This window comes from Alteromonas sp. I10 (assembly GCF_003201515.1).
In the GTDB taxonomy this organism is placed as follows: Bacteria; Pseudomonadota; Gammaproteobacteria; order Enterobacterales; family Alteromonadaceae; genus Alteromonas; species Alteromonas macleodii.
Genome location: NZ_QJJN01000004.1, coordinates 38,391 through 63,612, shown reverse-complemented (window position 1 = coordinate 63,612; position 25,222 = coordinate 38,391). Strand labels below are relative to the sequence as shown.

At 44.0% G+C, this 25,222-nt stretch carries 28 protein-coding genes; 11 read left to right on the top strand and 17 right to left on the bottom strand.

The genetic code is table 11. The features are described from left to right. Window positions 1-199: 199 nt before the first annotated feature. From nhaB to BZA03_RS09305, 3 genes are read left to right on the top strand one after another with little or no spacing between them, the layout of a single operon-like run. A complete protein-coding gene (gene nhaB, locus BZA03_RS09315; protein ID WP_014949997.1) occupies window positions 200-1,774 on the top strand; it encodes a sodium/proton antiporter NhaB in 1,575 nt (524 codons plus the stop codon). Window positions 1,775-1,777: 3 nt separating this feature from the next. Further along, window positions 1,778-2,305 (top strand): disulfide bond formation protein DsbB, encoded by a 528-nt coding sequence (dsbB, locus tag BZA03_RS09310; protein ID WP_110288602.1) that lies wholly within the window; start codon window positions 1,778-1,780, stop codon window positions 2,303-2,305. After that, window positions 2,302-2,856 (top strand): GNAT family N-acetyltransferase, encoded by a 555-nt coding sequence (locus BZA03_RS09305; protein ID WP_101565138.1) that lies wholly within the window; start codon window positions 2,302-2,304, stop codon window positions 2,854-2,856. The genes dsbB and BZA03_RS09305 overlap by 4 nt, the downstream gene beginning before the upstream one ends. Window positions 2,857-2,871: 15 nt before the next feature. Here the strand turns inward: BZA03_RS09305 and BZA03_RS09300 are convergent, their stop codons facing one another. The 11 genes from BZA03_RS09300 to BZA03_RS09250 form a co-directional block, all read right to left on the bottom strand. Then, a complete protein-coding gene (locus BZA03_RS09300) occupies window positions 2,872-3,366 on the bottom strand; it encodes a YcgN family cysteine cluster protein (protein WP_014950000.1) in 495 nt (164 codons plus the stop codon). Then, on the bottom strand, window positions 3,363-4,031 hold the full coding sequence (locus BZA03_RS09295) for a fumarylacetoacetate hydrolase family protein (RefSeq protein ID WP_110288601.1): 669 nt from the start codon (window positions 4,029-4,031) through the stop codon (window positions 3,363-3,365). The genes BZA03_RS09300 and BZA03_RS09295 overlap by 4 nt, the downstream gene beginning before the upstream one ends. Next, window positions 4,031-5,113 carry a lytic transglycosylase domain-containing protein gene (locus BZA03_RS09290; RefSeq protein ID WP_110288600.1) on the bottom strand — a complete coding sequence of 361 codons (1,083 nt, stop codon included), beginning with the start codon at window positions 5,111-5,113 and terminating at the stop codon, window positions 4,031-4,033. Before BZA03_RS09290 ends, BZA03_RS09295 begins: the two co-directional genes overlap by 1 nt. Window positions 5,114-5,119: 6 nt before the next feature. Next, window positions 5,120-5,416 carry a YcgL domain-containing protein gene (locus tag BZA03_RS09285; RefSeq protein WP_110288599.1) on the bottom strand — a complete coding sequence of 99 codons (297 nt, stop codon included), beginning with the start codon at window positions 5,414-5,416 and terminating at the stop codon, window positions 5,120-5,122. A 120-nt stretch (window positions 5,417-5,536) separates the two neighbouring features. Further along, the gene (gene rnd, locus BZA03_RS09280; protein ID WP_110288598.1) at window positions 5,537-6,694 is read right to left on the bottom strand and encodes a ribonuclease D; all 1,158 of its coding nucleotides are present in this window, start codon (window positions 6,692-6,694) and stop codon (window positions 5,537-5,539) included. Window positions 6,695-6,756: 62 nt separating this feature from the next. Next, on the bottom strand, window positions 6,757-8,409 hold the full coding sequence (fadD, locus tag BZA03_RS09275; protein ID WP_110288597.1) for a long-chain-fatty-acid--CoA ligase FadD: 1,653 nt from the start codon (window positions 8,407-8,409) through the stop codon (window positions 6,757-6,759). Window positions 8,410-8,530: 121 nt separating this feature from the next. Further along, window positions 8,531-9,370 (bottom strand): alpha/beta fold hydrolase, encoded by an 840-nt coding sequence (locus BZA03_RS09270; RefSeq protein ID WP_014976929.1) that lies wholly within the window; start codon window positions 9,368-9,370, stop codon window positions 8,531-8,533. Window positions 9,371-9,468: 98 nt separating this feature from the next. Next, window positions 9,469-10,122 (bottom strand): Slp family lipoprotein, encoded by a 654-nt coding sequence (locus BZA03_RS09265; RefSeq protein WP_014979719.1) that lies wholly within the window; start codon window positions 10,120-10,122, stop codon window positions 9,469-9,471. A gap of 340 nt (window positions 10,123-10,462) precedes the next feature. Next, a complete protein-coding gene (locus tag BZA03_RS09260) occupies window positions 10,463-10,756 on the bottom strand; it encodes a hypothetical protein (RefSeq protein ID WP_014950008.1) in 294 nt (97 codons plus the stop codon). A 130-nt stretch (window positions 10,757-10,886) separates the two neighbouring features. Further along, window positions 10,887-11,603, bottom strand: coding sequence for a tRNA (adenosine(37)-N6)-threonylcarbamoyltransferase complex dimerization subunit type 1 TsaB (gene tsaB / locus BZA03_RS09255; protein WP_110288596.1), 717 nt, complete (start codon window positions 11,601-11,603; stop codon window positions 10,887-10,889). Window positions 11,604-11,680: 77 nt separating this feature from the next. Continuing rightward, window positions 11,681-13,600 (bottom strand): ATP-dependent DNA helicase, encoded by a 1,920-nt coding sequence (locus tag BZA03_RS09250; RefSeq protein ID WP_110288595.1) that lies wholly within the window; start codon window positions 13,598-13,600, stop codon window positions 11,681-11,683. A 252-nt stretch (window positions 13,601-13,852) separates the two neighbouring features. Here BZA03_RS09250 and BZA03_RS09245 point away from each other — a divergent pair, with 252 nt between their 5' ends. Next, complete coding sequence (locus BZA03_RS09245) at window positions 13,853-14,092, top strand: hypothetical protein (protein WP_039236345.1); 240 nt, start codon at window positions 13,853-13,855, stop codon at window positions 14,090-14,092. A 157-nt stretch (window positions 14,093-14,249) separates the two neighbouring features. On the opposite strand, the gene BZA03_RS09240 is transcribed toward BZA03_RS09245, so the two are convergent. Further along, window positions 14,250-14,582 carry a hypothetical protein gene (locus BZA03_RS09240; RefSeq protein ID WP_014976933.1) on the bottom strand — a complete coding sequence of 111 codons (333 nt, stop codon included), beginning with the start codon at window positions 14,580-14,582 and terminating at the stop codon, window positions 14,250-14,252. Window positions 14,583-14,684: 102 nt separating this feature from the next. Next, window positions 14,685-15,605 (bottom strand): cation diffusion facilitator family transporter, encoded by a 921-nt coding sequence (locus tag BZA03_RS09235; RefSeq protein ID WP_014950013.1) that lies wholly within the window; start codon window positions 15,603-15,605, stop codon window positions 14,685-14,687. A gap of 161 nt (window positions 15,606-15,766) precedes the next feature. On the opposite strand from BZA03_RS09235, the gene BZA03_RS09230 reads away from it, so the two are divergent. From BZA03_RS09230 to BZA03_RS09220, 3 genes are all read left to right on the top strand, one after another. Beyond that, complete coding sequence (locus tag BZA03_RS09230; RefSeq protein ID WP_110288594.1) at window positions 15,767-16,822, top strand: aromatic ring-hydroxylating dioxygenase subunit alpha; 1,056 nt, start codon at window positions 15,767-15,769, stop codon at window positions 16,820-16,822. Between the two features lie 47 nt (window positions 16,823-16,869). Further along, window positions 16,870-17,268 (top strand): GFA family protein, encoded by a 399-nt coding sequence (locus BZA03_RS09225; RefSeq protein ID WP_014950015.1) that lies wholly within the window; start codon window positions 16,870-16,872, stop codon window positions 17,266-17,268. Between the two features lie 320 nt (window positions 17,269-17,588). Next, window positions 17,589-18,284 carry a calcium-binding protein gene (locus BZA03_RS09220; protein ID WP_110288593.1) on the top strand — a complete coding sequence of 232 codons (696 nt, stop codon included), beginning with the start codon at window positions 17,589-17,591 and terminating at the stop codon, window positions 18,282-18,284. 50 nt (window positions 18,285-18,334) lie between these two features. Here BZA03_RS09220 and BZA03_RS09215 read toward each other — a convergent pair whose 3' ends face one another. The 3 genes from BZA03_RS09215 to BZA03_RS09205 all read right to left on the bottom strand — a co-directional run bounded on the left by BZA03_RS09215 (window position 18,335) and on the right by BZA03_RS09205 (window position 20,965). Beyond that, a complete protein-coding gene (locus tag BZA03_RS09215) occupies window positions 18,335-18,553 on the bottom strand; it encodes a hypothetical protein (protein ID WP_110288592.1) in 219 nt (72 codons plus the stop codon). A gap of 85 nt (window positions 18,554-18,638) precedes the next feature. Continuing rightward, entirely contained in the window at window positions 18,639-19,943 is a 1,305-nt protein-coding gene (locus tag BZA03_RS09210) for an alpha-amylase family glycosyl hydrolase (protein ID WP_110288591.1), read from the bottom strand. 113 nt (window positions 19,944-20,056) lie between these two features. After that, window positions 20,057-20,965: a sulfite exporter TauE/SafE family protein gene (locus BZA03_RS09205; RefSeq protein ID WP_110288590.1), complete on the bottom strand. Its 909-nt coding sequence runs from the start codon at window positions 20,963-20,965 to the stop codon at window positions 20,057-20,059. A 153-nt stretch (window positions 20,966-21,118) separates the two neighbouring features. On the opposite strand from BZA03_RS09205, the gene BZA03_RS09200 reads away from it, so the two are divergent. The 4 genes from BZA03_RS09200 (at window position 21,119) to BZA03_RS09185 (ending at window position 24,034) form a co-directional block, all read left to right on the top strand. Continuing rightward, window positions 21,119-21,601, top strand: coding sequence for a DUF2244 domain-containing protein (locus BZA03_RS09200; protein WP_014950020.1), 483 nt, complete (start codon window positions 21,119-21,121; stop codon window positions 21,599-21,601). A gap of 116 nt (window positions 21,602-21,717) precedes the next feature. Continuing rightward, a complete protein-coding gene (locus BZA03_RS09195) occupies window positions 21,718-21,987 on the top strand; it encodes a DUF6482 family protein (protein WP_257721543.1) in 270 nt (89 codons plus the stop codon). 180 nt (window positions 21,988-22,167) lie between these two features. Then, a complete protein-coding gene (locus BZA03_RS09190; RefSeq protein WP_110288589.1) occupies window positions 22,168-22,740 on the top strand; it encodes a YSC84-related protein in 573 nt (190 codons plus the stop codon). Window positions 22,741-23,044: 304 nt separating this feature from the next. Continuing rightward, window positions 23,045-24,034: a hypothetical protein gene (locus tag BZA03_RS09185; protein WP_249922661.1), complete on the top strand. Its 990-nt coding sequence runs from the start codon at window positions 23,045-23,047 to the stop codon at window positions 24,032-24,034. A gap of 78 nt (window positions 24,035-24,112) precedes the next feature. Here BZA03_RS09185 and BZA03_RS09180 read toward each other — a convergent pair whose 3' ends face one another. Continuing rightward, window positions 24,113-25,096: an MBL fold metallo-hydrolase gene (locus BZA03_RS09180; RefSeq protein ID WP_258364622.1), complete on the bottom strand. Its 984-nt coding sequence runs from the start codon at window positions 25,094-25,096 to the stop codon at window positions 24,113-24,115. Window positions 25,097-25,222: the final 126 nt, after the last annotated feature.

Genomic DNA, 25,222 nt, shown 5'->3' with positions numbered 1-25,222 from the left:
ACATGGTGGGGTCTGTGAATTGCTTTCTCAAGACGTTAATATCATGTACGCTTAATTTCCGACTATAATGACAGCAGCAAAACCGCGGTAAGGCGAAATAAATCGCATAGCGCCAGCAGTTTATGTATGCAATAACCGGAACTACACAGTATAAAGATGCGCAAAAATGCGTGCTTTGTTGTAAAAGGAACAGGAACTCATGCAAACCTCAATGATCGCGGCGATCTATAAGAATTTCCTGGGACATGCGCCCGACTGGTATAAAAAAACCATTATTGCCTTTCTCATTGTTAATCCCTTCATCTTTATGGTGGACCCATATGTAGCTGGCTGGACGCTTGTAATCCAATTCATCTTTACCTTAGCGATGGCATTGAAATGTTACCCGCTTCAACCAGGCGGCCTGTTGCTCATCGAAGCGATGTTTATAGGCATGACATCGCCTGGCCATATGATGCATGAGATTGAAGTTAACTTAGAAGTGCTATTGCTACTGGTATTCATGGTAGCGGGCATTTACTTCATGAAAGACCTGCTTATGTACTTGTTCACCAAATTAGTGATTAAGGTTCGCAACAAGTTAATTTTATCCCTATCGTTTATTTTTGCATCTGCATTTCTATCGGCGTTTCTCGACGCATTAACGGTTGTTGCAGTAATAATCAGTGTAGGTCTGGGCTTTTACTCTATCTATCATAAAGTAGCGTCGGGCAAGGAGTTTCATTCTGATCACGACCACACAAGCGACGACGAGCTGGGAAGCCACGACTTAGAAGACTTCAGAGCTTTCCTACGCAACCTTATGATGCACTCAGCGGTAGGTACTGCCCTTGGTGGTGTTATGACCATGGTAGGTGAACCACAAAACCTGATTATTGCAGACAAGGCCGGCTGGGACTTCGTTGAATTTTTCATCCGTATGGCACCTGTTACTATCCCAGTATTCGTATTTGGACTACTTACCACCGTAATTCTGGAAAAAACCGGTATGTTTTCATACGGCGCAAAATTACCTGCAGCGGTAAGACAGATTTTGGTCGACTATAACGACCATATGGACAAGGGCCGCAGTAAGCGTGAAACTGCTAAGCTGGTAGTACAAGCACTAATAGGTGTTTGGTTAATCATTGGTCTTGCTACGCACATGGCGTCAGTGGGTCTTATTGGTCTGTCAGTTATTGTGCTTGCTACTTCTATGAGCGGTGTTATCGAAGAACACGCACTTGGAAAAGCGTTCGAGGAAGCACTGCCATTTACCGCATTACTTTGCGTATTCTTTGGTGTAGTAGCCGTTATCATTGACCAAGGCCTTTTCCAGCCGGTAATCCATTGGGTACTGTCGTTTGAAGGCGAAACGCAAATGGTTATGTTCTATCTTGCTAACGGTGTGCTTTCGATGGTGAGTGACAACGTGTTTGTGGGCTCTGTTTATATCACTGAAGTCACAGCGGCTCTACAGGCCGGTCAAATCACACGTGACCAGTACGATATGCTTGCTGTAGCAATCAATACGGGAACCAACTTACCAAGCGTGGCAACACCAAACGGTCAAGCTGCTTTCCTATTCTTGCTAACCTCAGCCATCGCGCCACTGCTTCGTTTGTCGTACGGCCGTATGGTTATGATGGCATTGCCATATACCATCGTGCTGACCATCGTTGGTTTGTTAGCAACTTACATTGGACTTGCTGATGCTACTCAGGTGCTTTACGACATGCACCTCATTGAACACCACACCGCTGCTGAAGCGGGTGCTCAAGCGGTAGGTCACTAGTCTATGCGCGGAATCATTCACAGCATTAGCCAATGGGCAGAGCACAAGTCTTCATGGCTTGTGCTTTTCGCCACGTCATTGGCATTAGAAATTGCTGCGCTTTACTTTCAGTATGGCATGGGTTTAAAGCCGTGCATTATGTGCATTTATCAACGAACCGCCATGTACGGTATTGTGTTGTCAGCACTTATTGTCGTTATTAAAAACAATGGCTTTACACGCATGCTTGGTTTCGCTGGTTGGGCTGTGTCTGCAGGATGGGGGTTCTTAATTGCCAAAGAACACGTTGGCATTCTCAATGCTGCGAACCCATTTTTTGCCAGCTGCGAAATTGTGCCAAACTTCCCTTCGTGGTTACAACTTCACGAGTGGCTACCCGCTGTATTTGCTGCTGAAGGTGACTGTTTAGAAGATTCGTGGCAGTTTTTGTCTATGGGAATGGCTGAGTGGATGCAAACTATTTTTGCTGCCTACTTTGCTGTGTTCGCTATTGTGTTTGCATGTCGATTATTGGATAAGAAACCCTTTTGATCGACTTATCCATTCTACCGTCTCGCCTACCTCCGATACATACGGAACAAGGCCCCATTTCCATTCAGCGCATTGCAGAGAAACACTGCTATGCGCTATGTGAGGCTGGGCAACAGTCTATCCATCACGTAAAACCTTGGTTTGGTTCAGCGGTTTGTCCTGTTACGCCTGCACTGTCCAAGCAGTGCATCACCAACATGGAAAAGGCACGAGATACAGGATATGGGCTTACCTACTTACTAATGCACGAAGAAAAATGCTTAGGTATGGGCATTATCAACCATATTCATCACACGCACCTTACCGCTAACCTTGGCTACTGGCTCAGACCAGACGCATGCGGAAAAGGTTTAGCTACCGCGATTTGTGAAGCCTTGAAGAAGCTTGCGTTCTCTCAAATGAATTTGCATCGATTAGAGTGCTTTATAGAGCCTAACAACAAGGCAAGTATACGTGTAGCAGAGCGAATTGGTGGTACAAAAGAAGGGCTTTGTCGCAAACGCGTATTCGGGCGCGATGCGTTGCTTTATGCGATTGTTAATGGCGATTAACGCGCGTTCTGCGCGTTAATCTAAGTCTTCTAAAGGCCAAATGGCTATATAGTCTTCAAAATTATTTAAATCCACGTCGGTTTCAAAAACGGTCTTATTGCGTACCGACATTCCCTTTGCGTGCATCACGTGTTTCTTCCCCTTGTTTAACAATGGGTGCCACGATGGTATGCCCCTTCCCTCATAAAGACGGCGATAGGTGCAGCTATTAGGCATAAAAAAGATATCCTTCAGATTCTCTTTTGTCAGCTTCACGCAATCAGGCACCAGCTCTGTTCGCCTTTCATATTGGGTACATTCACATTTTTTTGTGTTCAAATACGTACACACAATATTGGTATAGTGAATCTTCTCATTATCGTTAATATGATCGGTGACTTCGTATTCTTCTACCGCGTCATCATCGATAAATTTTTGCAGACAACATTTACCACATCCATCACAAAGTGATTCCCATTCCTTTTGGGTCATCTCTTCTAAAGATTTGGTTTCCCAAAACGCGGCTGTCATTCTGCTATTACCTCGGTTTCCACGGTTAAATGATTGTCTAGCGTTGCAACAATCGTATCTTGCGAGCAAAGCTTACCTACCCCTTTGGGCGTGCCTGTAAGAATCACGTCGCCGCTGTCTAACGTAAATATAGATGACATATGAGCGATAAGTGGGATGATTTTGTGCAGCATCAGCTCGGTATGTCCCTGCTGTCTAACCACCCCGTTTATGGTTAAGGTAAAACGCAGGTCTTCCAAGTTTTCTATTTCACTTAACGGCACAAAGCCTGACAGCGGTGCACTGTTATCAAAAGACTTCGCTCTTTCCCAAGGCTGGCTTTGCTTTTTAAGCTCGGCTTGAACCTCGCGAAGGGTTAAATCGAGACCAAGTCCAATACCCCATATCGCGGCTTTTACGTCATCTACACTCGCATTCTTCAATGATGATTTTAGCAGCACAGCGACTTCAAGCTCGTTGTGACACTCGCCTTTGTCGGTAGGAATGGCAATAGGCTTCTGCATATAACATAAGGCAGCCTTTGGCTTCATAAACAGCAAGGGTGCTTCAGATACGGTAGAATTCATTTCTTGAATGTGGTCGAGGTAATTTCTACCTATACACACTACTTTACTAACGGGTAGTGATATTTCATTGCCTTGAGAATCGATGTGACGATAAGCCATTAGTAACCTCGTTTTATCCGCTCTGATAAATACCCAACCGAAACGCCAAAGTAAGACGAGCGGTTCCACTTCATCAGTGTGTGAAAATTGTTATACACCAAGTAAATTCGACCTTGCTCACCATCTGGCATAATAAGCGATGCACTGATTTCTGCATTGGGGAGTTCATTTCCGTTGTAGCGCTTGACGCCATTCTGCTGCCAAAAGGCCAAGGGCTTCATGTTAGATTTCGCTAACCCTGAAAAAGGTACTGGTTGGGTTAGTATTACTTGGCGTCCCCACGTCCCTTCACTATCCCAACCTTCAGATGATAGGTAGTTGGCGATTGACGCAAATACGTCTGCCTTGGTCCCCCAAATATCCTTCCTGCCGTCGCCGTCATAGTCCACTGCGTAATTTAGAAAGGATATGGGCATAAACTGTGTTTGTCCCATCGCACCGGCCCAAGAGCCTTTAAGCGCCTCTACAGAGATATGCCCTTCATCTAGGATCTGAAGTGCCGCAAAAAAATTGTCTTTAAACAGCTTTTCTCGTCGCCCTTCATAAGCCAAAGATGCCAGTGCAGACAGCACACTAAAGTTGCCCTGAATTTTACCAAAGTTAGACTCGTTACCCCACAGCGCAACAATAAAGCGTGCCTGAACCCCGTATTTTTGAGCAATTTCGTCAAGCAGTACTTTGTGTTCATTGTACTGCTCAACCGCCTGCTTCACTTTCCAGTCGGGTACTCGCGTTGCTAGATAGTCATCTAACGTTATTTTTTTCTCTGGCTGGCTTTTGTCAGACTTGACGACCGTAGGCCTGAAAGTAATGTCAGCAAACGCCAAGTCTAACTTAGTCTTATCTATACCCTTTTCGGCCGCTTCTTTTTTCAGTTGAGCAACGTAGCTTTTGAAACCCGTCTCGCTAAGGCCACTGTCATTACTTGGCTGATTTTCGGCATGAGCTGCCAGTGAAAAGCTTAAGGTTATACTCGATAAAACTAGGGCAATATTGCGCGGTTGAGTAAATAAGCTACGATTTTTACGCTTAGCTTTATAGGCAATTCGGCTAACTAAGCGGTTTAGAGTCTTTAATAACATGGATATTTAAAACTTCTTATCGGGCGTTTTTGAAAGCCCTAGAGATTCACGGTGTTGCTCTAGCAAATTATCTTCTTTTGGCGGCATTTGAAGGTAAAAGCCTTTTTCATTAAGTTCGTTAATAAGTTTTTGCTTGTCTACCAGGCCAAGTTTCTCGCGCTTTTCTAGGGCGATGATAGTCACTAGCTCTGGACGACCAAACTTTGCCATAAGCGGCTCTGGCACGTCTTCAAAATGGTCTTTCTTTGGCACGTACAAATACATGCCGTCTTTCTTTCGCGTTTTATAAACTGCGCATAACATAGAATTTTTGCTCTTTCTTAATTCGTTTGTTTAGTTCTTTTGGGGTCACTATGCAGATTTAATTGGCCAGACAGCATACACCTCTCGCCAATACTGCTCACCCATATTGCTTTTAAAGCACTATTGGGCCGGAGCGTCGCCAAGTAAACGGGTTACGTGAGAGCGAAACAATGGCTCTCTCCACGTTGACAGTACATCGGGCATTAGTCCCTGCACGCGGGTCTCATCAACCGAAAACCAGTACCATTTTAACAGTTGATTCAGCTGTTTTTTAGAGGCAATAACGTCACTATTTACAGCATTGTCTTTCGCTATCTGGTCGCTGATAACTTTAAGCTCGGCCAGCGTTTTTTTGTACTTGGCGATATCAATTAACCGCAGCACAACCGGAAGTCTGAGCTTTTCTGGCGTTTGCGCGTACTTTGCTCTTGCCTCTTCGATTAGCGTGATGATGGTGTCGCCGTAGCGGCGTACCGACTGATGATTCACGCCATTAATGCGAGAAAGGCCAGATTTACTATCGATAAGCCGCTGCGCCGCTTCAAACAAATGTCCTTCCTTGAACACGAAATTTAGGGCCAGATCTTTTTTGCGCGCGGTATTTAAACGCCATGCCGCTAGTGCCTGTAATACAGTGAGCTGTTCGCTGTTTAATCGCCAGTTATTCTTAATGCTTAAGTACGCAAAATCTTCAGGCATTTGAGCGCGCTTCTTATCAACTAGCAAAGCGATCTCTTGGTAAATCCAGTGCACTTTCCCCGCCTCTTGTACTTTACTGGCTAACTGTTGGTAGCAAGGCAGTAAATACAGCACATCATTCGCTGCGTAGCTCAGCTGCGCTTCACGTAGTGGTCTGGCTAACCAATCGGTTCGCGACTCCCCTTTGTCCAAAGTGATATCACACAGCAACTCTACAAGCTTTGCATAGCCAAGTGACGGACCCATGTCCAAAATACTTCCCGCAAGCTGCGTGTCGAACACAGGCGTTGGAACGGTATCAAAGGCAGTAAGAAAAGCCTCTATGTCTTCAGAACACGAGTGCAGTACTTTCACGACTTCGGTATTTTCCATGAGGTCGATAAACGGCTGCATATTGTCTATGACAAGCGGATCGATGAGTACCAGCTGATGGCCATCGTAAAGCTGTATTAGGCCTAGATGCGGAGTAAGGGTTTTCGTTCTTACGAATTCGGTGTCTAAGGCTACCGCCTCTTGACGCTGTGCGGCAGTGCACACTTTTTCGAGTTGTTCAGATGTTGTAATTAATTGATATTGCATATTTTTGCACAGTAATAAAAAAGCCGGCTTACGCCGGCTTTCACAAAACTATTTCAACGAAATTAGTCTCGAAGCTCCCGACGCAGTATTTTACCTACATTGGTTTTTGGTAAGTCGTCTTTGAAAACAACTTGCTTAGGCACTTTGTAACCCGTTAAGTGATTACGGCAATGCGCGATAACGTCTTTTTCAGTAAGTGAGTCGCTGTTTCGAACTACAAACAATTTCACAACTTCACCACTGACTTCATGAGGAACCCCAACCGCAGCTGCTTCAACAATGTTTTCATGCATTGCAGCCACTTCTTCAATTTCGTTAGGAAACACGTTAAAGCCTGAAACTAGGATCATATCCTTTTTACGGTCAACAATATAGAAGTAACCTTCATCATCTACCGTTGCGATGTCACCTGTGGCTAACCAACCGTCTTTTAGAATTTCTTCTGTTGCTTCTGGTCGGTTCAAATATCCTTTCATTACCTGAGGGCCTTTCACCCACATTTCACCAGGCTCACCTTTTTCAACAGGATTACCGTCGTCATCAAGAAGCTTAATGTCTGTAGAAGGAACAGGCATACCGATTGCGCCTTTATAAGCTTCAATCTGTGGTGGGTTAACCGCTACCACAGGCGAACACTCTGTTAGCCCATAGCCTTCAAGAAGCACAGTACCGGTTACCTTTTCCCACTTTTCTGCTACAGGGCGCTGAACAGCCATACCGCCGCCTAAACCAAACTTAAACTTGCTGAAATCAAGTTCGCTGAATCCAGGCGTATTTAACAGGCCATTAAACAAGGTATTTACACCAGGTAAAATGGTGAACGGATATTTGCTAAGTTCGTTTACAAAAGCCGGCATGTCACGCGGGTTGGTGATAAGCAAGTTACGGCAGCCGTATTTAACGAACATCAAGCAGTTCGCCAGTAGCGCAAAGATATGGTAAAGCGGAAGCGCGGTAACAACAAAGTCTTCGCCTTCTACAATCACTGTTTCTAAGATACCTGACACTTGCTCTAAATTCGCTACCATATTGCGATGAGTAAGCATGGCACCTTTAGAAACACCCGTTGTGCCACCTGTGTATTGAAGAAACGCTAAATCGCCGCTATCGATATCTGGGCGTTTATATTCAAGAGATTGCCCTTTTTTAACCGCAGACATAAACGATGTCGTTTCAGGTAGATTGAACGAAGGCACCATCTTTTTAACGTACTTCACTACTGCGTTCACGATCCAGCGCTTAGGTGCCGGAAGCATATCGCCTAAAGCAGTCAGAAAGACTTCTTGTAGATTTGTATCTGCGATGACTTCTTCTAGAGTACACGCAAAGTTTTCAACAATAACGATGGCTTTTGCATTAGCATCATTTAGTTGGTGCTTTAACTCACGAGCTGTATAGAGAGGATTTACATTAACCACAACCATCCCTGCGCGCAGAATACCAAACATAGCAACAGGGTATTGAAGAAGGTTGGGCATCATAATTGCCACAGCATCACCGCGTTTTAGTCCGCTTGCTTGCAAATAAGCGGCAAACTGAGCTGATAAAGTATCTAACTCTTCAAACGTGATTGAATGCCCCATATTAATGAAGGCTTCTTTGTTTTTAAACTTCTTTACCGACTGCTCGAAAATGTCTACTACAGATGCGTAACGATCGGCATCAATTTCTGCGGAAACGCGAGGGTCGTAATGCTTAAGCCAGGTTTTTTCCACCAAAACCTCCTCTACTTTATTCTTATACTATTTTATAAGCGCATGGGGAGCTGCACTTATATAACTGGTCTGATAACTTGCGAATAGTATAGGATGTGTAAAAAAAAATAAACGGCACAATTTACAATTGCTCAACAAAATGACGAATTAATACCCCTACATCGTCAGTATTTTCCATGTGAATATGGTGGCCGCCTACTAATTGTTCGTATTGCGCATTTAAAAACCACCCCTTGCGATTGGGGAAAACAGTCTCAAGGTTTTTAAAACTGTTAGATGCACCAATAAAAAGAATTGGGCATACAATAGCACGCATTAGCGATTCTGCCTGCTTTTCTGTGAGTCTTAGTGTAGATTTTGTACGAAGCTTCGGGTCGCTCGACCAGAAGCAATGCCCCCCTGCATCTTGGGTCAAATTTCTCGATAAAATAGAACGCGCGTGTTCGGCAGGAATATCTGATACCTTGCACCTGGCTTTAACTGCGTCGTCTAAATCAACGATTCGCAGTTTATTTCGCGACTTCGCGTGACGACTCATTATTGCGTCACGCATTTGTGCTGCGGTTGTTTCTTCAGTTTCGGTAAGCGGCCCACAAGCATCAATACTTATTACAGCAGTGACTTTTTCCGGAAAAAGTGCAGCGAAAAGGCTCGCTAGTATTCCGCCGAGAGAGTGTCCTAATAAAATGACTTCTTCCCACTCTTGAGATTCTATTAGCGCATAAAGGTCTTGCAGGTAATCAGCTTGATTGTAATGTGCGCCTAGTGCACGGTGACCAGAACGACCATGACCAGCTAGGTCTAGCGCAATAAAGCGGTGAGTTTGTAGGTAGGGTGCTAACAGCCGTAAACTCTCTGCGTTATCTAAGTAGCCGTGTAAACCAAGTACGACTTTTCCGGCACCTTGATTATCTAACGCAGCTAAATGTAATGCCCCAATGTTAAATTCTGTCTCAATCATCTTTCACCCCTCATGGCAAAATATTGCCGCTCGCGCTCCGTGTTTGTCTTACAAACAAAAAAAGGCGGCAATAACATGCCGCCCTTCTCATTAATTGTTTATTTCTCTTTATTTAACTTTGCTGGCTGTATAGTGGGTTTCATGTTGCTTTTTGTCCGACTCGACTTAGAGGGAAGCGTAGCCTTGCTTGGTGCGTTTTTATAGCGAATTACGCGCGAGTGATTAAATTGGGGATACATCCAAGGGCCATTGAAGCGATAAAAAGGTGAATACCAACCAGTGTGATAATTAAAGAAGTAAGTATTTACATCATAAACTTCTTGTTTTCTCCACATATGATAGTCATCAACAGTGATTGTTGGGTAAATATAGGGTTGCTCACCCACCATGCCTGCGGTTGGCGCAGTAATAGTGCCTAGAAACGTTGCCGCGCGACCTTCTTCAAAAACTATTGGGTCTACGAAGCCATCAATTTGTACCTTGAATCGACCCGACGTCTCTCCATTTGTTGTAGGCTTGCCGTAGTGATTCAGCGGAAAATGAGCGAGCTCGATCAGAGTTTTGTTAGGCTTATTTTCAACACCAACAATCATGCCTCCCCAACGGGCTCTTTGACCTTGCGCGTTTGCACCAGACGTAACCGCCTTAGAATAGCTAACTAGCTGCGTACCCTCAGGCACATCTATACTGTCTGGAACTAATGTACATCCCGCAAATAAAAAGACTGAGAGTAAAACCAAATACCGATACATTAAACTGCTCCTTTATATCCTAGAAAATATGCTACGCCTGATCGCAATTTAACCTGCAAGCGTTGATTTGTTCAAAACAAGAACTGCGGAATCACGATTACAAATCCGTTTTTATCTTCATGTATCTCTTTATGCTAAAAAGAAAAACCGCACGTCAGCAATTAAACAGTAGCACTAATACGTATGTACAACCACTGCCGTTCAATCGCTATGTCGCTTAAATCAGATAGATCATCCCAAGCAACACTCTTTAGAGTGTCTAGGGTAGGCTTTTGTTCTATATACACCACGAGTTTTAACAATTTGTTAGAAAATGTAAGTGATTGTGAATGAGACTGGACTACGCGTAGATGTCCACGCCGAACATAGATTGAATAGACTCGCGTTGCTGCTGCTTTTCAAAGCTTGTGTATGACGCTATGGCATTTTGAGAATACGTGTTGCCATCTTCACGAATAAATTGTTGGTACGCTTTGGCGTTATCCGTTCCCTGTTCGTCGGGCGCAACAACAATCGCCCTAGCAGACGATTCGCTTTGCCCTTTACTTTGCTGTTCAGGGTCTTTGTTAATTTTAGCGACGCGGCCTTGCGAAGGTTCGGAAGACGGTACGGCGAAATTATTATTGATAATCATACGAAATTAACTGAAGCAAGAATCATACCATTGGGAGGCGAGCATTAACCTTAAGACTCGCCCCTCTTTTCCCCGTTGCTCGATTTATCTTATTGTTAATAATGGGCGCCCAATATTTGGCGGCGTGTCGCTACTCTCTGCCTGGTAATTTTTTCCACGTAACTTTATCGCGCAGATATACAGGTTCTACATTCACAGCGTCAGATACTTCGCCTTTACTATGTGCATCTATTGCAAGTTTAAGCATGTATTGCGCGTTTGGAAGTGTGATGTCAGACGCTACCTCACCACATACTTCAGACTTCCAGTTATCAAGCTCCTCGTAGGCAGACCAGCCGGTGCCAGCTGCAATTACAGTCGCGCCGTTTTCTTCTCTAAGTACTTTTAGCTGTTCAATAGCCAATTCGGGCGGACAAACTTGCTCTTCAGTGCAAAGTACAAGCCCATTTTGCGACTGAGAGTAAACCGCGAAGTACACTTCACCCATACGCGCATCAGACGCGACGGCAATCAATGCATCTTTATGCTGAGTTTTAGACGCTACTTCAAACGCCATAGCTTCAAGCGTACTCACGCCCGCTACTTTTAAGCCTGTCCCTAACGCTAAACCTTGAATCATTCCCGTCGCTATGCGAACACCGGTAAAGCTGCCTGGGCCTCGACCAAAAGCCAATAAATCTAGGTCGCCTAGCGAAACCTCAGCTTCCTTTAACACTTCATCAACCATGGGGAGAAGACGCTGACTATGCTGCTGAGGGCATATCTCAAAACGCGTAATCACAGCGTCTTTGTATTGAAGTGCCACCGAACAAGCTTCGGTTGCCGTGTCTATAGCTAAAATGTTCATGTTTATCTCTTATTTCATATAAGCTGAAAATGGGGCTAATGGCGTAAATACGCTTACCGCTTTTTCAGTGCTTTAACTTAGGCTTCATCAATGCCGGCTAAAAATTTTTCTACTTCGTCCAAGCTTCTTGTTCGCTTCATATCCGGTAAGCTACCGACGAAGGTTTTGGCATAAGGTTTTGTCACAAGTCGATTGTCACATATTACCAATACGCCTTTATCTGATGGGTCTCGGATGAGTCGTCCTGCGCCCTGCTTTAACGTAATAACAGCTTGGGGAATTTGAATAACACCAAACGGGTTCGCTCCACGTTTTTTTACATCTTCCATACGGGCTTGAAGCAGCGGGTCATCAGGTGACGCAAAGGGCAGCTTATCAATCATCACGCAAACCAAGTCGTTGCCGCGTACGTCTACTCCTTCCCAAAAAGCGCCTGTGCCCATTAATACCGCTTTTTCATCTGCAAGGTACGCATCCAGCAATGCTTGCTTGGTGGTAGTCCCTTGCACTAGTAGCGGATTATCTATCTCATCTTCTAGCTTCTGGGCAATTTCTCTAAGCATAGCGTGACTAGTAAACAACAAGAAACATCTCCCGCGACTTGCTTTGATTAGCCGTTTGGCTGTTTCTAGCAAAGTTTCGCGCATAGCGTAGCTGTTTGGTTCTGGTAAATAGCGGGGCACGCACAGCATGGCCTGTTCGGGGTAATTAAACGGGCTATCTAATCCTAACGTTTCTGCGTCTTCTAAGCCCATACGGCGCTGAAAGTGATCAAAACCGCCGTTTACCATTAAGGTTGCTGAGGTAAAAATCCACCCGCGCGGCGGCGATGATACGAAACGTCTGAATTTAGCGGCAATTGATAAGGGCGTTAAATGCATAATGAGGTGGCGCTGAGTAGTTTCATACCACAAACTTACATTTTCTTGCTTATTGTCGCTTAACGCATCTAACTGCTCTCTTGCGGCCACAACACGTTCGTACATGTTGTCTAAATCTTTATCGCGGCCAATATGGAGTTTACACACTTCATGCAGTACACCTAGCGCTTCGGCCAGCTTGCCCACCTGCATGCGCACGTCGTCACGGTCTAACGCCTCAGCCCAGTTGCCGCGTTCAGCCGTATCCGGGAACAATAACCGTAAATCAGAGGCAATCATCCTGCATTTGTCAGCCGCTTTATCTAGCTGCCCAGCATCTTTTAGCACTGTTCTGAACAACAGCGTGATATCTTTCGCAATATCGTGAATTTGTCTTGTCGAAAGTGACTCGCCAAAGTAATCGCTGGCAATATCGGGAATTTGATGAGCCTCATCAAAAATAATCGCATCAGCTTCTGGGATAAGTTCGCCAAACCCTGTGTCTTTCAGTGCCATATCAGCAAAGAAAAGGTGGTGGTTTACCACAATAATATCAGCATCCAGCGCCTTTCTGCGCGCTTTTACCAAGTAGCAATCTTCATAATCTGGGCAATCGCGGCCCAAGCAATTATCCACTGTAGAGGTAACCAGCGGTAAAACACGGGCATCTTCGGGAAGGGTCTTAAGCTCCCCCATGTCACCTGTTTTCGTAGTACTAGACCAACGTTTCACTTCTGAAAGCTGACCCAATACATCTTTTTCAACCAGCGTAGAGTTGCCGCTGTGCTGCGCTACACGGTGTAGACAAAGATAGTTTGAACGGCCTTTTAACAGTGCAGTTTTTCGCTTGCTGCCTAAGGCCTTTTTTACCAGCGGTAAGTCGCGGTGAAATAGCTGCTCTTGTAAGTTTTTAGTCCCTGTAGAAACAATGGCTTTTCCGTCGCTCAACAATGCCGGAGCGAGATAAGCGAAAGTTTTTCCCGTTCCTGTACCGGCCTCTACTATTAAACTACCTGTGGTATCAATAGCGCGCTTAACCGCCTTTGCCATTTCAGTTTGAGCTTCGCGAGGTACAAACCCCTTGATAGCACCTGCAAGGAGGCCATCTGAAGAGAATACGTTATTTATTGTGGGCATGGTTTAAGCGCTGTCATTACTTTTCTACTTTAGGCCGCGCATTATGCCAAAAAGCCTATGGAATGCCCATTAAAGGTTTGCATTTTAGCGTCAGCATTTGCTACCTGACGCCTTTTAGAGTCAAAACAATTGTTAAATTTTTGATGAAAAGAATTTGTCTTCTAGAACAAAAAAATTAGCTTTTTAATCTTAACACTTAGGCGCAATATCCAGCTCGTAAATGTTTATACTCAACTATTAAACGAGGTAATTATGAAAGGTTTACGCTTTATAGGTTTAGGCTTAGTAGGTTTAAGCGCAATGGCGTTCTCTGTAATTGCAGCTGCGTCAGAAGAAGCACCTGCAGAGCTGGTAGCGGAATTAACCCAGTTCTGTAAAGAAATCGCTGAAGAAGAAGGTACAAAAGGCAAGTCGGAAGACGTATTTGTATTAGAGTGCGTAAATGATGAGCTAGAAGCTGAAGGTTACCAGAAACTGAAATCTTTAAACTGATCTATTAAGGTGAGTTACTGATTCACTTTAACTGAATGAATGATAAAGCCTCGCCAGAAATGGCGGGGCTTTTTTGTGCTCTGCTTTTGAAGTGCCTTTTCGAGTTCCCTAGCATTGTATATAGCAATGCATGCGAAGGTGGCTTTAGTTAAGCGCATCAGCGTTCGAAAAATGCATCAACCAAATCGGCGAGCGACTCCTCTAGCTCTTCTTCGAAAGCATCGATATCAATACCAAAGCTATCCATATACTTAGCCGCATTGTCACGGGAAAGTACGGCATTTTTTATCTGGAACTCAAGCTCAGGCAGTGTCTTGTCGTAGCGGGGCTTAATGGTCCATCGCAAACAATGACCATGGTTGTCTTTTAGCTTTTTTTTGGCAAATACACAAAACTCCTCGACGTAGTCAGCACCTTGCGGCCCAAGACATCCCGGTTCTATGCGGTACATTACCAGCAGCTTTTTATATAGCGGAAGTCGCGTTTCCATCACATCTTCAATTTGCTTAAAGAGTTGATTATCGGAAAGTTTGGAGGATTTTGCCAGCCAAGTAAGGGGAGAATGCGAGAAATTTCACACTCCCCCGTATCATTACTCTGCAAGCTCAGGATCTTTTATGAACAAGATGTCCATGATGATTGCAGGATCCCACTCGCGCATTTCTGCTTCGCATTTCAGTCGAATTTCGTCTAACTCACTGATCGTTGCAATCGAGAATGCGTCATCCACGATAATATGGACTAACAGATAGACATCCCTACCCCGCTTACTAATTCTCACTTCCACATGTTCGTATGGGACGTCAGCCAACGTTTTTTTGAATTTTTTCTCGATTACCGCCGAGATAGCTTCAGGCGGCGCTTTGTTAATTACTTCATTAAGGCTTTCACGCAAAATCTTAAAAGGCACCGGCAACATTGCCGAACCAAGAATAATCAATAAAACAGGATCAACGTACGGCGACAGTGTTCTATATTCCGTCAACTCTAACGCGTAGGCCAAAATAAAAGCGAACAAGATGGATGCACTTAGCACGCCGTCTATCATCCAAGTGTGAGAATCCACTTTTACTAAATCAGACAGTAAATGCTTACCTTTTACTCGCATGTACAGAGAGATACTAAAACAGCCAACCGTTGCCACAACACCGTAGACCATACCAATACCATACTCAGCTGCGTGCCCACCTGCTAATAAACTCTGAACAGAGCTCGCGACGGCATACACACACGTGGCAATGATAATAAGCGACTTAAACATGTTTAGCGTAGGTTCAATTGCCGTGTAACCAAAGTGAAACCGGTCATCGTCAGGGCGTTGAACCAAATTGGCCACTTTAAGCGTTAGCATTGACATAACAAAAGCGATTAACGAGTACGCGGCATCAAATAAAATAGCGCCTGAGCTCGTTAAAATGGCAAAACCAAGCGCAATAATGACAAATGCGCCGGCAATATAAAAAGAAAGCGTTAATAGACGCTTCTCTTCAAGGTGATGGAAGCCAATGTCCATGAAAATCACTTCGAAATTAAGGTGCGCGGATTCTACTCCTATATTTTAAAAAAAATAGTGCTTTAAATAAAATATTGCTATTTTTTTAAGCAATTCAGTGATACATAGCGCCTATATTATTTCGACTCAACGCACTGCGTTTTTAGCACCCGTTTTAAACTATGAAAATCGTTACCCATCCTTCTATAAAAAGTTACTTTGATGCTGATGAAAGCCGGCAGGAAGTCGAGCAGGCATTCTCTCGAGGGCTTGCTTATGCGGGCCATTCCCTAATGGTGCCAGAGAAGTTTAGCTATCAAGTACTGCCTCACTTTAACGACCGTTATGCGTTGTTTAATCAAGGTGAGAATTATGCACTTATATCCAATGTTTGCTTACATCGACAAGCTCAACTTCTTGAAGGGCAAGGCCGGGCACGCAGCATAGTTTGTAAACTCCACTGCTGGGGCTATGACAATACAGGCCAGCTTAAAGGTGCGCCCCACTTTAAGGATGCCCCTAGCGGTCAGTTGAAAAAGGAATCACTGTCAGTGTGGAACGGTCTTCTATTTCGAGGGCGATCTCCTAATATGGACTTATCTGCCCTTGGGCTTGAGGACTATCTCGACTTTACCGATTACTTTTACGCCGGTTCTGAAACCACGGAATATCAATTTAACTGGAAGACATTCATCGAAATCTATCTAGAGAACTATCACGTGTACTCCATGCACCCTGGGCTTCGCCAGTTTGTTAAACCCGATGATTTAGAATGGTCGTTTGGCGATGATTTTTCAGTTCAAAAAGTTGGGCTAGGCGACCAGCTTACTAAGCGCACAACACCGCGTTACAGAGAGTTCCAAGACGCATTATTGGCACGATTTGGGCAAACACTTCCTCGCTTTGGCGCAATATGGTGCTTTTTGTACCCTAATATTATGATTGAGTGGTACCCAGATATTATTGTCGTCAGCACGATTTACCCCAAGGGCGCCGGCGCATGTGTAAACCACGTTGAATTTTATTATCCCGAAGCACTTTATAAAGATATGCCAGACTACTTTACAGCGGAAAAAGCGGCCTATATGGAAACAGCGGTAGAAGATGAAGAAGCCTGCCTATTGCTAGAAAAAGGTCGACGTGCACTTTATTTATCAGGCGAAGAAGAACACGGGTTCATAGAACCGTTTTTAGAAGCGGGCGTGGCGCACTTTTACGATTGGCTTGCTAAACAGTAGCAGTCTTAGTGCTCTAAATAGTGGTATTTCACAAAAAAGGAGTTTTGATGAACAATTACAAAGGGTCTTGTTTGTGCGGGTCGGTAACTTTTAAAATTGAGGGTGATTTTGACAGTTTTTATCTGTGCCACTGCAAACACTGTCAAAAGGATACAGGTTCGGCCTTCGCAGCCAACCTGTTTTCAAGTTCGGCTATGTTAACTTGGGCATCGGGTGTTGACGCTGTAGTCAACTTCACGCTAGAAAACACGCGTCATAGCAAAAGTTTCTGTAAAATTTGCGGTTCAGCCCTTCCTTGTACTCAACTCGGTGACATTCTAGCCGTACCCGCTGGATGTCTGGATACAAAACTACTGATTAAACCTACTGCACATATCTTCGGCGTAAGCAAAGCTGCGTGGGAAGAAAACTTAGAAACCATCACAAAATTTGAACGTTTACCGTAACAAACATTGAATACTCATTCGAAACCTAATGGCTTTATACTAAACAAAATTCGCTGCTTGAATAACGGCAGGTCGATTGTTGCTCGCATTCACAACATTCTCCGCTTAACGTGTTCCGTTTTTGTCAAAAATAGCGAGTAACTTTTTCAGAAAATTCTATAGATCTCACAATTCCGCCTGTCGTCCCCCAACCTTTCAAAAAACATAAACCAATGATCTAAAAACACTTTATTGAAATGGCATATGCTATGAATAACTCCATGTGAATACTCTCCTCCGTTTTTAAGCAGTATGGAGGCCGAAAAACCAAGGAGTTAGATATGAAAAAATTAACAATTGCTACACTAATCAGCGCCGCACTTTCGACTGCCGCGTTTGCCGGCAATGGTATCGAAAAAATAGACACCACATTTGCCGATTTGGATAACGATGACAACGGCTATATTTCACGAGAAGAAGCTGACGACGATGAGATTTATGCGCACTTTTCCAAAATTGATACCAATTCAGACATGCAGCTTTCAATTAAAGAGTTCAATGCTCATGTAACGAAGCACCCTCAACATTTCGATGACGACGTGCTTGCAACGGCAAAATCGATGAAAGAGAGTATGGGTACAGAAGGTACAATGGAAACGGAAGTTAAAGTTGATACTGATGTCGATGAAGTGGTTGCCGCGACGAAAGACAAAAGGCTGACTCACGAACTACGAGCTAAGACTGAGTTGAAGGCTAACGGAAACTTAGAAAAGACAAACGTTGACAAAGTGGCTGAAGATACTGTTGTTCACGATAATACGGTTATCGCAGATGAAGCGGTCATTGCGCGCAGTAAATTTGAGATGATGGACGCTAACAGCGACGGTAAGCTTACTAAAGCTGAAGCCTCGAGAAGTGGTGTAACACGTGATTTTGATAATATTGACGCAAATGACGATGAATTAATTACGCGTACGGAATTTAAGCGTTATCAGAGTAAGTCTGAAAGTAACTCAAGTGATAGTTCTGAAGAGTAATGACTAAGTTGTACTAGCTCAGATTAGATCTGAGCTAGATTCTTTAGCATCTAACTTTCGGGTGTGGACTTAATCACTTCCTCGATTTCACTGTTACCACTCAAGCGTGCGAGATCGATAAGATAACCTTTTTCTAGCTTATCCAAAGTGTGTCCTTCAAGTCGCGCTTTTACCTCTTCAACATCACCATTGGCAATAGAAGTTTTAAGCGCTGCATGATTATTTAACGAGCGGTCTTCTGTTTTTTCAGCTGAATCATTCACAGTCATCGTTCATCCTTAATTTTCACTTAGTAAAAAAGTATTAAAGTTCTTTACCTTTAGTAGTTGGAGATAACACTAAACGATCACACGGTTAAGCAATCCATATCTCGAACTGCCAAGGCGTGAGTTTACACACTGAATCAGCTCCGAAGATTTTCTTTTCGTCGCGCTCCCAGTGCGCATACTCACCTTCAAACAATGGTTCTTCAAACGTTACATCAAGCTGCTCATTTGAGAAATTAATCACAACGAACACTTTTTCATTTTCACTACAACGTACAAAACTAAAAACCTTATCCATCTTAGAGTTTGGCACCTGTATCATTCTTGCCCCGTACTCTCCGTTCCCTAGCACGGCTTTGGACTTTTTAATAGCAATTAGCTTGCGGTACAAGTTGCCTATTTCATGTTCTTGCCAGTGTATTGGATCGCGCTCAAAGAACGCTAAACGCTTGGTTTCCCCAGCTTCTTGCCCGTTGTGAATGAGCGGCATACCTTCACCTACCACAGACAACGCAATGCAGGCTTCAAGCGCATCGCCAAATTGTTCGCGCTGAGTGCCATCCCAAGCATTTTTGTCATGATTACTAACGAAGGTCATTCTGTAAGCGGAGTGAGGCCAGCTGCGTTCGTTCCACGAATAATACTTGCGCAACCTATCCAGCGAACATTGTCCGTGTGCGAGTTCGTATAGCGTCTCGTTCCAACTCCATGCGTATGTCATATTGAACGCATTTTCGTGAAGATCTCGATTCTCCCATTCAGCCAACATGAAGACTGGTCTGATTGCGCTTAGCGTTTGCACTGCTTGCTGCCAAAAATCGTTGGGGACATAGCCCGCTACATCACAGCGAAACCCATCAATGTCGAACTTTTCAACCCAATAACACAACGCGTTAATCATGTATTTGCGAAGGCCAACATGTTCATAATCAAACTCTATGATATCGCTCCAATCCCACCACGGAGATGGACGAAAATCTCCTTTGTAGTCTTTGGCGTACCACTCGGGGTGCTGTTCAACCAAAGGATTATCCCACGCACTGTGATTTGGCACCCAGTCTATGATGACTTTTAGCGAAAGCTTGTGCGCTTCATCCACCAGCGCTTTGAAATCTTCTTCGCTACCAAATTCTGGGTTTATGGCCCGATAGTCTTTTACCGCATAGGGGCTACCAAGCTCCCCTTTCCTGTTTTTTTCCCCAATAGGATGTACAGGCATTAGCCAAACAATATCCGCGCCGAGTGACTTAATGTGAGCTAACCCTTTTCTCACTCCTTCAAAATTACCTTGCTCTGAAAACTGTCGAGTGTTGACCTGATAAATAACAGCGTGAGATGACCATTCTGGCTGAAGTACGTTATATCGTTTCTTAGGAACAGGATTGATATCCATATTATCTTTCCTTATCGAGATTAGCGTTTAGAAGAAGAATCTGGTTCTGCGTCGCGTTACTTTAGGCTTCAAATTGCAGCGAGCTGGGCTTTTAACTGCCGTAAGCTCGTGGCTTAAAGAATAGGTAAACTTGTAACACCTAAAATTAGTACCCAAATACCGAAAAAAAGTTTTAGACGCTGAACGGAAAAAGCCAAAACTACATATTTGGCAATCATTCCACCGACTATTGCGCCCGCACCAGCAAACAAAACAACCTGCCATACCACAGACTCGCTTATAAAAGCGTGATACGGCAATGCAGACCACACAGTAAAAGCCGACAAGATAACCGCGCTGGCAATAGACAAAGTTACATTAAACCCTCGAATTATGAGGTAAACAGCGACTAACTCTCCCACTCCTACCGAAAGCCACGCGGTGATAATGCCGCCTAAAAAACCAATGAAAGGTAAAAGCAAAAGATCTTTCGTATGTAAGTCTTTTTTGAAATGGGTACGCTTCATTAGCGGAATAGAAGCAAATATTGCGATTGCTAATAGAATAGAAAAACTACCAAAAGCGATGTGAAGGTTATTGGCCCCACCCCACAAATGCTCTAGAAGCCTTGTACTTTGTGAAGAATACTGAGCGAATCCTATGCCGCATATTGACGAGGGAACCGTTAACATCAGTACACTGGGTAATGCCTTCCAATACTGATCATACTTGTGTTGGTGTTTATAATACGCGGCCCAAGTTAGTGCCCCCGCGGTCATACCACAGCATTGGATGGCGAAACTCGTTGCCACAACGCTTTGCGCAGAAAATGACAGGTAGTTAAAAAACGGAACGAAAACCACGCCACCGCCAGCTCCAGTGGCATTCGCAAATATAGCACCAATAACGCCAAGAACGCTGAAAAGCCCGAACTCTTTAACAAGCTCAATAGGGGCTGGTTGCGCTAGCAAACTGCCGATCCATAAAAATAAAAGTACTATCAACGCTGTTTTACCAGCGTTTTGCTTGATGAGAGAAATCACATACGTCCTTAAGGCAGAAAATACGGCAAGTTACACAGCATGACTTTTCTAAGTACGCAGCCAACTAGCACCTGTACAATTTTCAAACTATTGTTATCCCACTACGTATAAGGTTTTACTTACACAGATATCATATACAGCATTTTAAAAAACATGGTTGAAGTATCTACATTTGAGCACCAGGTGCAACTGCATCTTTCGCCAAACCGCTCAGCAACATGGCAACAGACAAAGCACCTTATTGCAGCTTTTGCCCTTTTTATCAGCTCGATAGCTATTGCTTGGTCACTGGCCGGTGCGTGGGTCATATTACCTTTTGCAGGATTGGAGGTCGGGTTACTGGCACTGATTATGTATTTGGTTTCTAAAGCAACATACCGCTGGGAGACGCTCTTAATTTCATCAAACAGCATTCAAGTCACTAGCTCGAACGGTATCAGCATAGAATTCTTCCGCCCTGATACGTCCTTGTACTATAAAAAAGACTTGAGCTTAAAATGTGCGCCACAGCTTGTGCTACAAGCCCCTCTGCAGCAATTTGAAGTGGGATCATTTTTAAATTTAGAAGACAAAGAGCGTGTTCATGAATGTATGCAAAAGGCGGGGATCGCAGTATGTTCGAATAAGTGGTGGTAATTCGTGTTGCTTTGAAATGCAACCAATGCGTAAGGCTCCTTATCGTGCATGACACAAAATTAATGATCATTGTGGCTATTTTCGACTAATTAGATATAAGACGCAGCTAAAACGAGTTGCGACCTAATGAGGGTTACACTATGAACTTATACATTGAGTCACTAGAAGGCGGCAATTACCTCGCATCAACCGGTATGGGCGCCTCACGCACCTTGGTTCGCGACAACAAGTCACAACCTAAAACGTTTCACTGTTTGAACGAGATTAGGGAGCATTTTGACTCTCAAGCCTTTGAGAAAGTTTGGCTCCGTCAAAGTACACCGTATGAAGAAATGGTTGGTCAAACCGATCATCCCGGTGCGTTAGAGCTTGAAATTGAGTGGTAGCGACTTGCAGGTGTACTAGCAAGTAAGACCAATAGTTTTCAATGTTCCATGCACCACTTAGCACGTTTTTTGCGTACATCTAATGTGACGTAAATTAAAACGGTATTTTATTGAATTAGAAACAGTAAGAATGGTCTTCTTCTGTAGTTAATAAAATACCTACATGCTAAGGAGAATTGCATGAAAATAAGTAAGTTAGCTATAAAATCTGTGTTTGTGGCTGCCGTGTTAGCCTTGACGGCGTGCGCTTCGATGGGCGACGGAACTGTTGCTGAAAAGCGACAAGCTATTTTAGATATGCAAGATAACGCGCTCGCCCGCCTTTATTCTGAAAAGCCCGATACGCGCTCTCAGGTAAAAGACGCTGCCGGCTACGCCGTATTTACCAATGCTAACATCAACGTATTCTTTGTGGCGGCGGGCACAGGCTACGGTGTTGTAAACAATAATGTAACCGGCGCAAAAACATATATGAATATGGCCGAAGGTGGTGTAGGCCTTGGCTTAGGCGCAAAAGATTACCGAATTGTTATGGTTTTCCACACACATAAAGCGATGAATCACTTTATTGAAAATGGATGGACCGTAGGTGGTAACGCGGATGTAGCAGCGAAAGCCGGTAACAAAGGTGCATCTGCAGAAGGCGAAGGCTACTTGGGTAACGTCACAGTGTATACTATGACTGAAAGCGGCCTTACATTACAGGCCACTGTTAAAGGCACGAAATTTTGGGTAGATAAAGAACTAAACTAATTCTGCCCTAACTATTCCTAACCATATTAGCGATTAGCGCTCCAACACACCGAAGGCCTCTTGAATGCAAGAGGCCTTTTTATTTTTTCTGCACAACTGCCCGCTACCGCTCTAAATCTTTAGGCTGTTTGAATCACAGTAATAAGCAGTGTCGTGTTCCCCATAGCATTTCTTACCACCGCCGTGTATACGAAAGTCTAAATTTAGGGGGAACCCCTCATAACTGAATTGAACACTCGTGACTACGCTTTACTTGTAAAAGGCTCGCTTAGCAGCACGCTAAGCCATAAACGAGGGTTTCATCATGCAACCACAAAACAACAAAGTGATAAGAGCAGTAGTAAGAACACTATTAACAAGCGCATTGTTCGCTTCGGCGACGGTAGGCTTTTCAACTAACGCGGCAATAATAGGCAGCAGTTATGGGAATGCAGTCCATGTCGATCTTTCCATTACAAGTAATGTAGGAGGTATGGTCTCTGCAATCGCTAACTCAACTATCAACTTAGCTCATACCAGCGGTAGTGCTCCTGAAAATTATTCTCAGATTGACACTATCATTGGCGCAAGCGCAGATGCTTCGGGTACGTTGGGCAGCCCCATCGACGTTACAGAGTTTGATGGCGCGCTATCCACCGCCATTATTGAAGGCGAATCTCAATCGTCTTTAACGAGTGTTGTTCCGGCAAGCTTTTTTACGTCAGGCCGCGGAACCATAAACGACCTTAATCTTGACTTATTTTCAGACTTACTTGGAATAAGTGGCTTTTTAACGCTAAGTGCTGATGTACTTTCCACAGTCTCGCAAATTGACGGAAACGCCACGACCGGCTCAAACGTGAATCTATCTACAGCAGGTTCATCAGACATCGTGGATGTGGAAGTGAATCTTTGGGGAAATACCGTAACGGCTACTGCACTTGAAAATCAGTCTCTCTTTGCGGGTTTGAATATCGCTGACTTTGGCTTGGGAATATTTGTTAATGAAGTCGAAAAGTCGTGTTCCAACACTTCTTGCACAGAATCACGCAACGCGGTTAGAGTATCTTTCGATGATTTCTCACTAAATGCATTTTACGATGCGCTATTCCCTGCTGGCGGGCCGTTAACCGGGCCTGTGTTTAACTTGACCAACAACCCGATTGTCAACGGCGAGATCATTTTAGCTAGCTCGTTTGCTACAACCTCTTCTTCAACTGAGGTAAGTGCACCCTCTACGTTTGCAATTTTTATTTTCGCAGTAGGTTTATTGAGTGCAAGAAGATTTAATAAGCACAAAATGCTACAGAAATAACGTTTGAAAATCTCAAGGCAGAAGGAGCAAGTCTACGGTTTCTCTCTTTCTTGCCTTGAGAATCATATCGCTCACATTTTACTGAGCACGGTTTTCCTCAATCTGCATCCACTGTGCTCTTGTACAATTCTCGAGAAGCTCAAATGCTTCAACAACCACATCTTCTCCTTGTATAAATGGATGTGCCTGATTATCTTTCCTATCCGTTAACGCCTTAAGCTTATCTCTTGTTCCGTCTCTTCCAGGGTGATTTGACAAAAATACATCAATATTTTGTTCTTTCACCAACGCTTTCATTGCATTGGCCGAGTTTGTATAAGACTTTATTCTTGCGACATCCGGACCATAATTGAGCCCTGTCCCGCCCCATAATACAGCGCGATGCCGTTCATCTCCATCGATCACAGGGAGAACGATAGTAAGCGTACCCGGTGTATGTCCAGGCGTTACATAAAACGCTAACTCAGTGCCATTTACGTTGAGTACATCCCCATCTTCAATCAGTAAATCTTTTTCAGGTTTTGCTCCCCAGCGATAGCTTGCAAACGCGTCGTTTTCTAACACGTGCCACTCAATTTCACTCATCACAATACGTGGACTATAAACTGATTTAATCAGCCCAAAACCACCGTAATGATCGCCGTGTCCATGAGATATGATTAGATGGGAAACAGGCTTATCTCCCAAACCCAGTGCCGAAAGTCCATTAAGAATATACTGTTGAGCTTGTTGATCATTATTTAGCGCGTCTACTAAAACTATACTTTCGCCTGTATCTATTGCCCAACTCGCCACGTTTCCAGCGCCGACATAATAAAGGTTATCGAAGACCTGTTGAGGTGGAATTTGACGACGGACTTTAGCATTTCCTTTTACTTCGCTATCACCATTACTGCGCTTGGATCTCTCGCGCCGATTTTCGTTAATAACGAACATATCCCGCGGCTCTTGACTAATATCGCAAAGACTCGCCAATCCAGAAAAATGCCTAGCACTTTTCAATCCTTTATCCGCGTAATATTGCGCAGTGTATACATCGGCTGAGTAAGTATTATTGGACATCCAAACCGCCAGAAGCAATATTGCAAGCCGCCATACAGACTTTTTTATATTAACCATAACGCTTTCCATTCTAGGTGTATAAAACCACGTTGTTTTGCGGTGTTGATTTTTTCACTGTTTGGGACA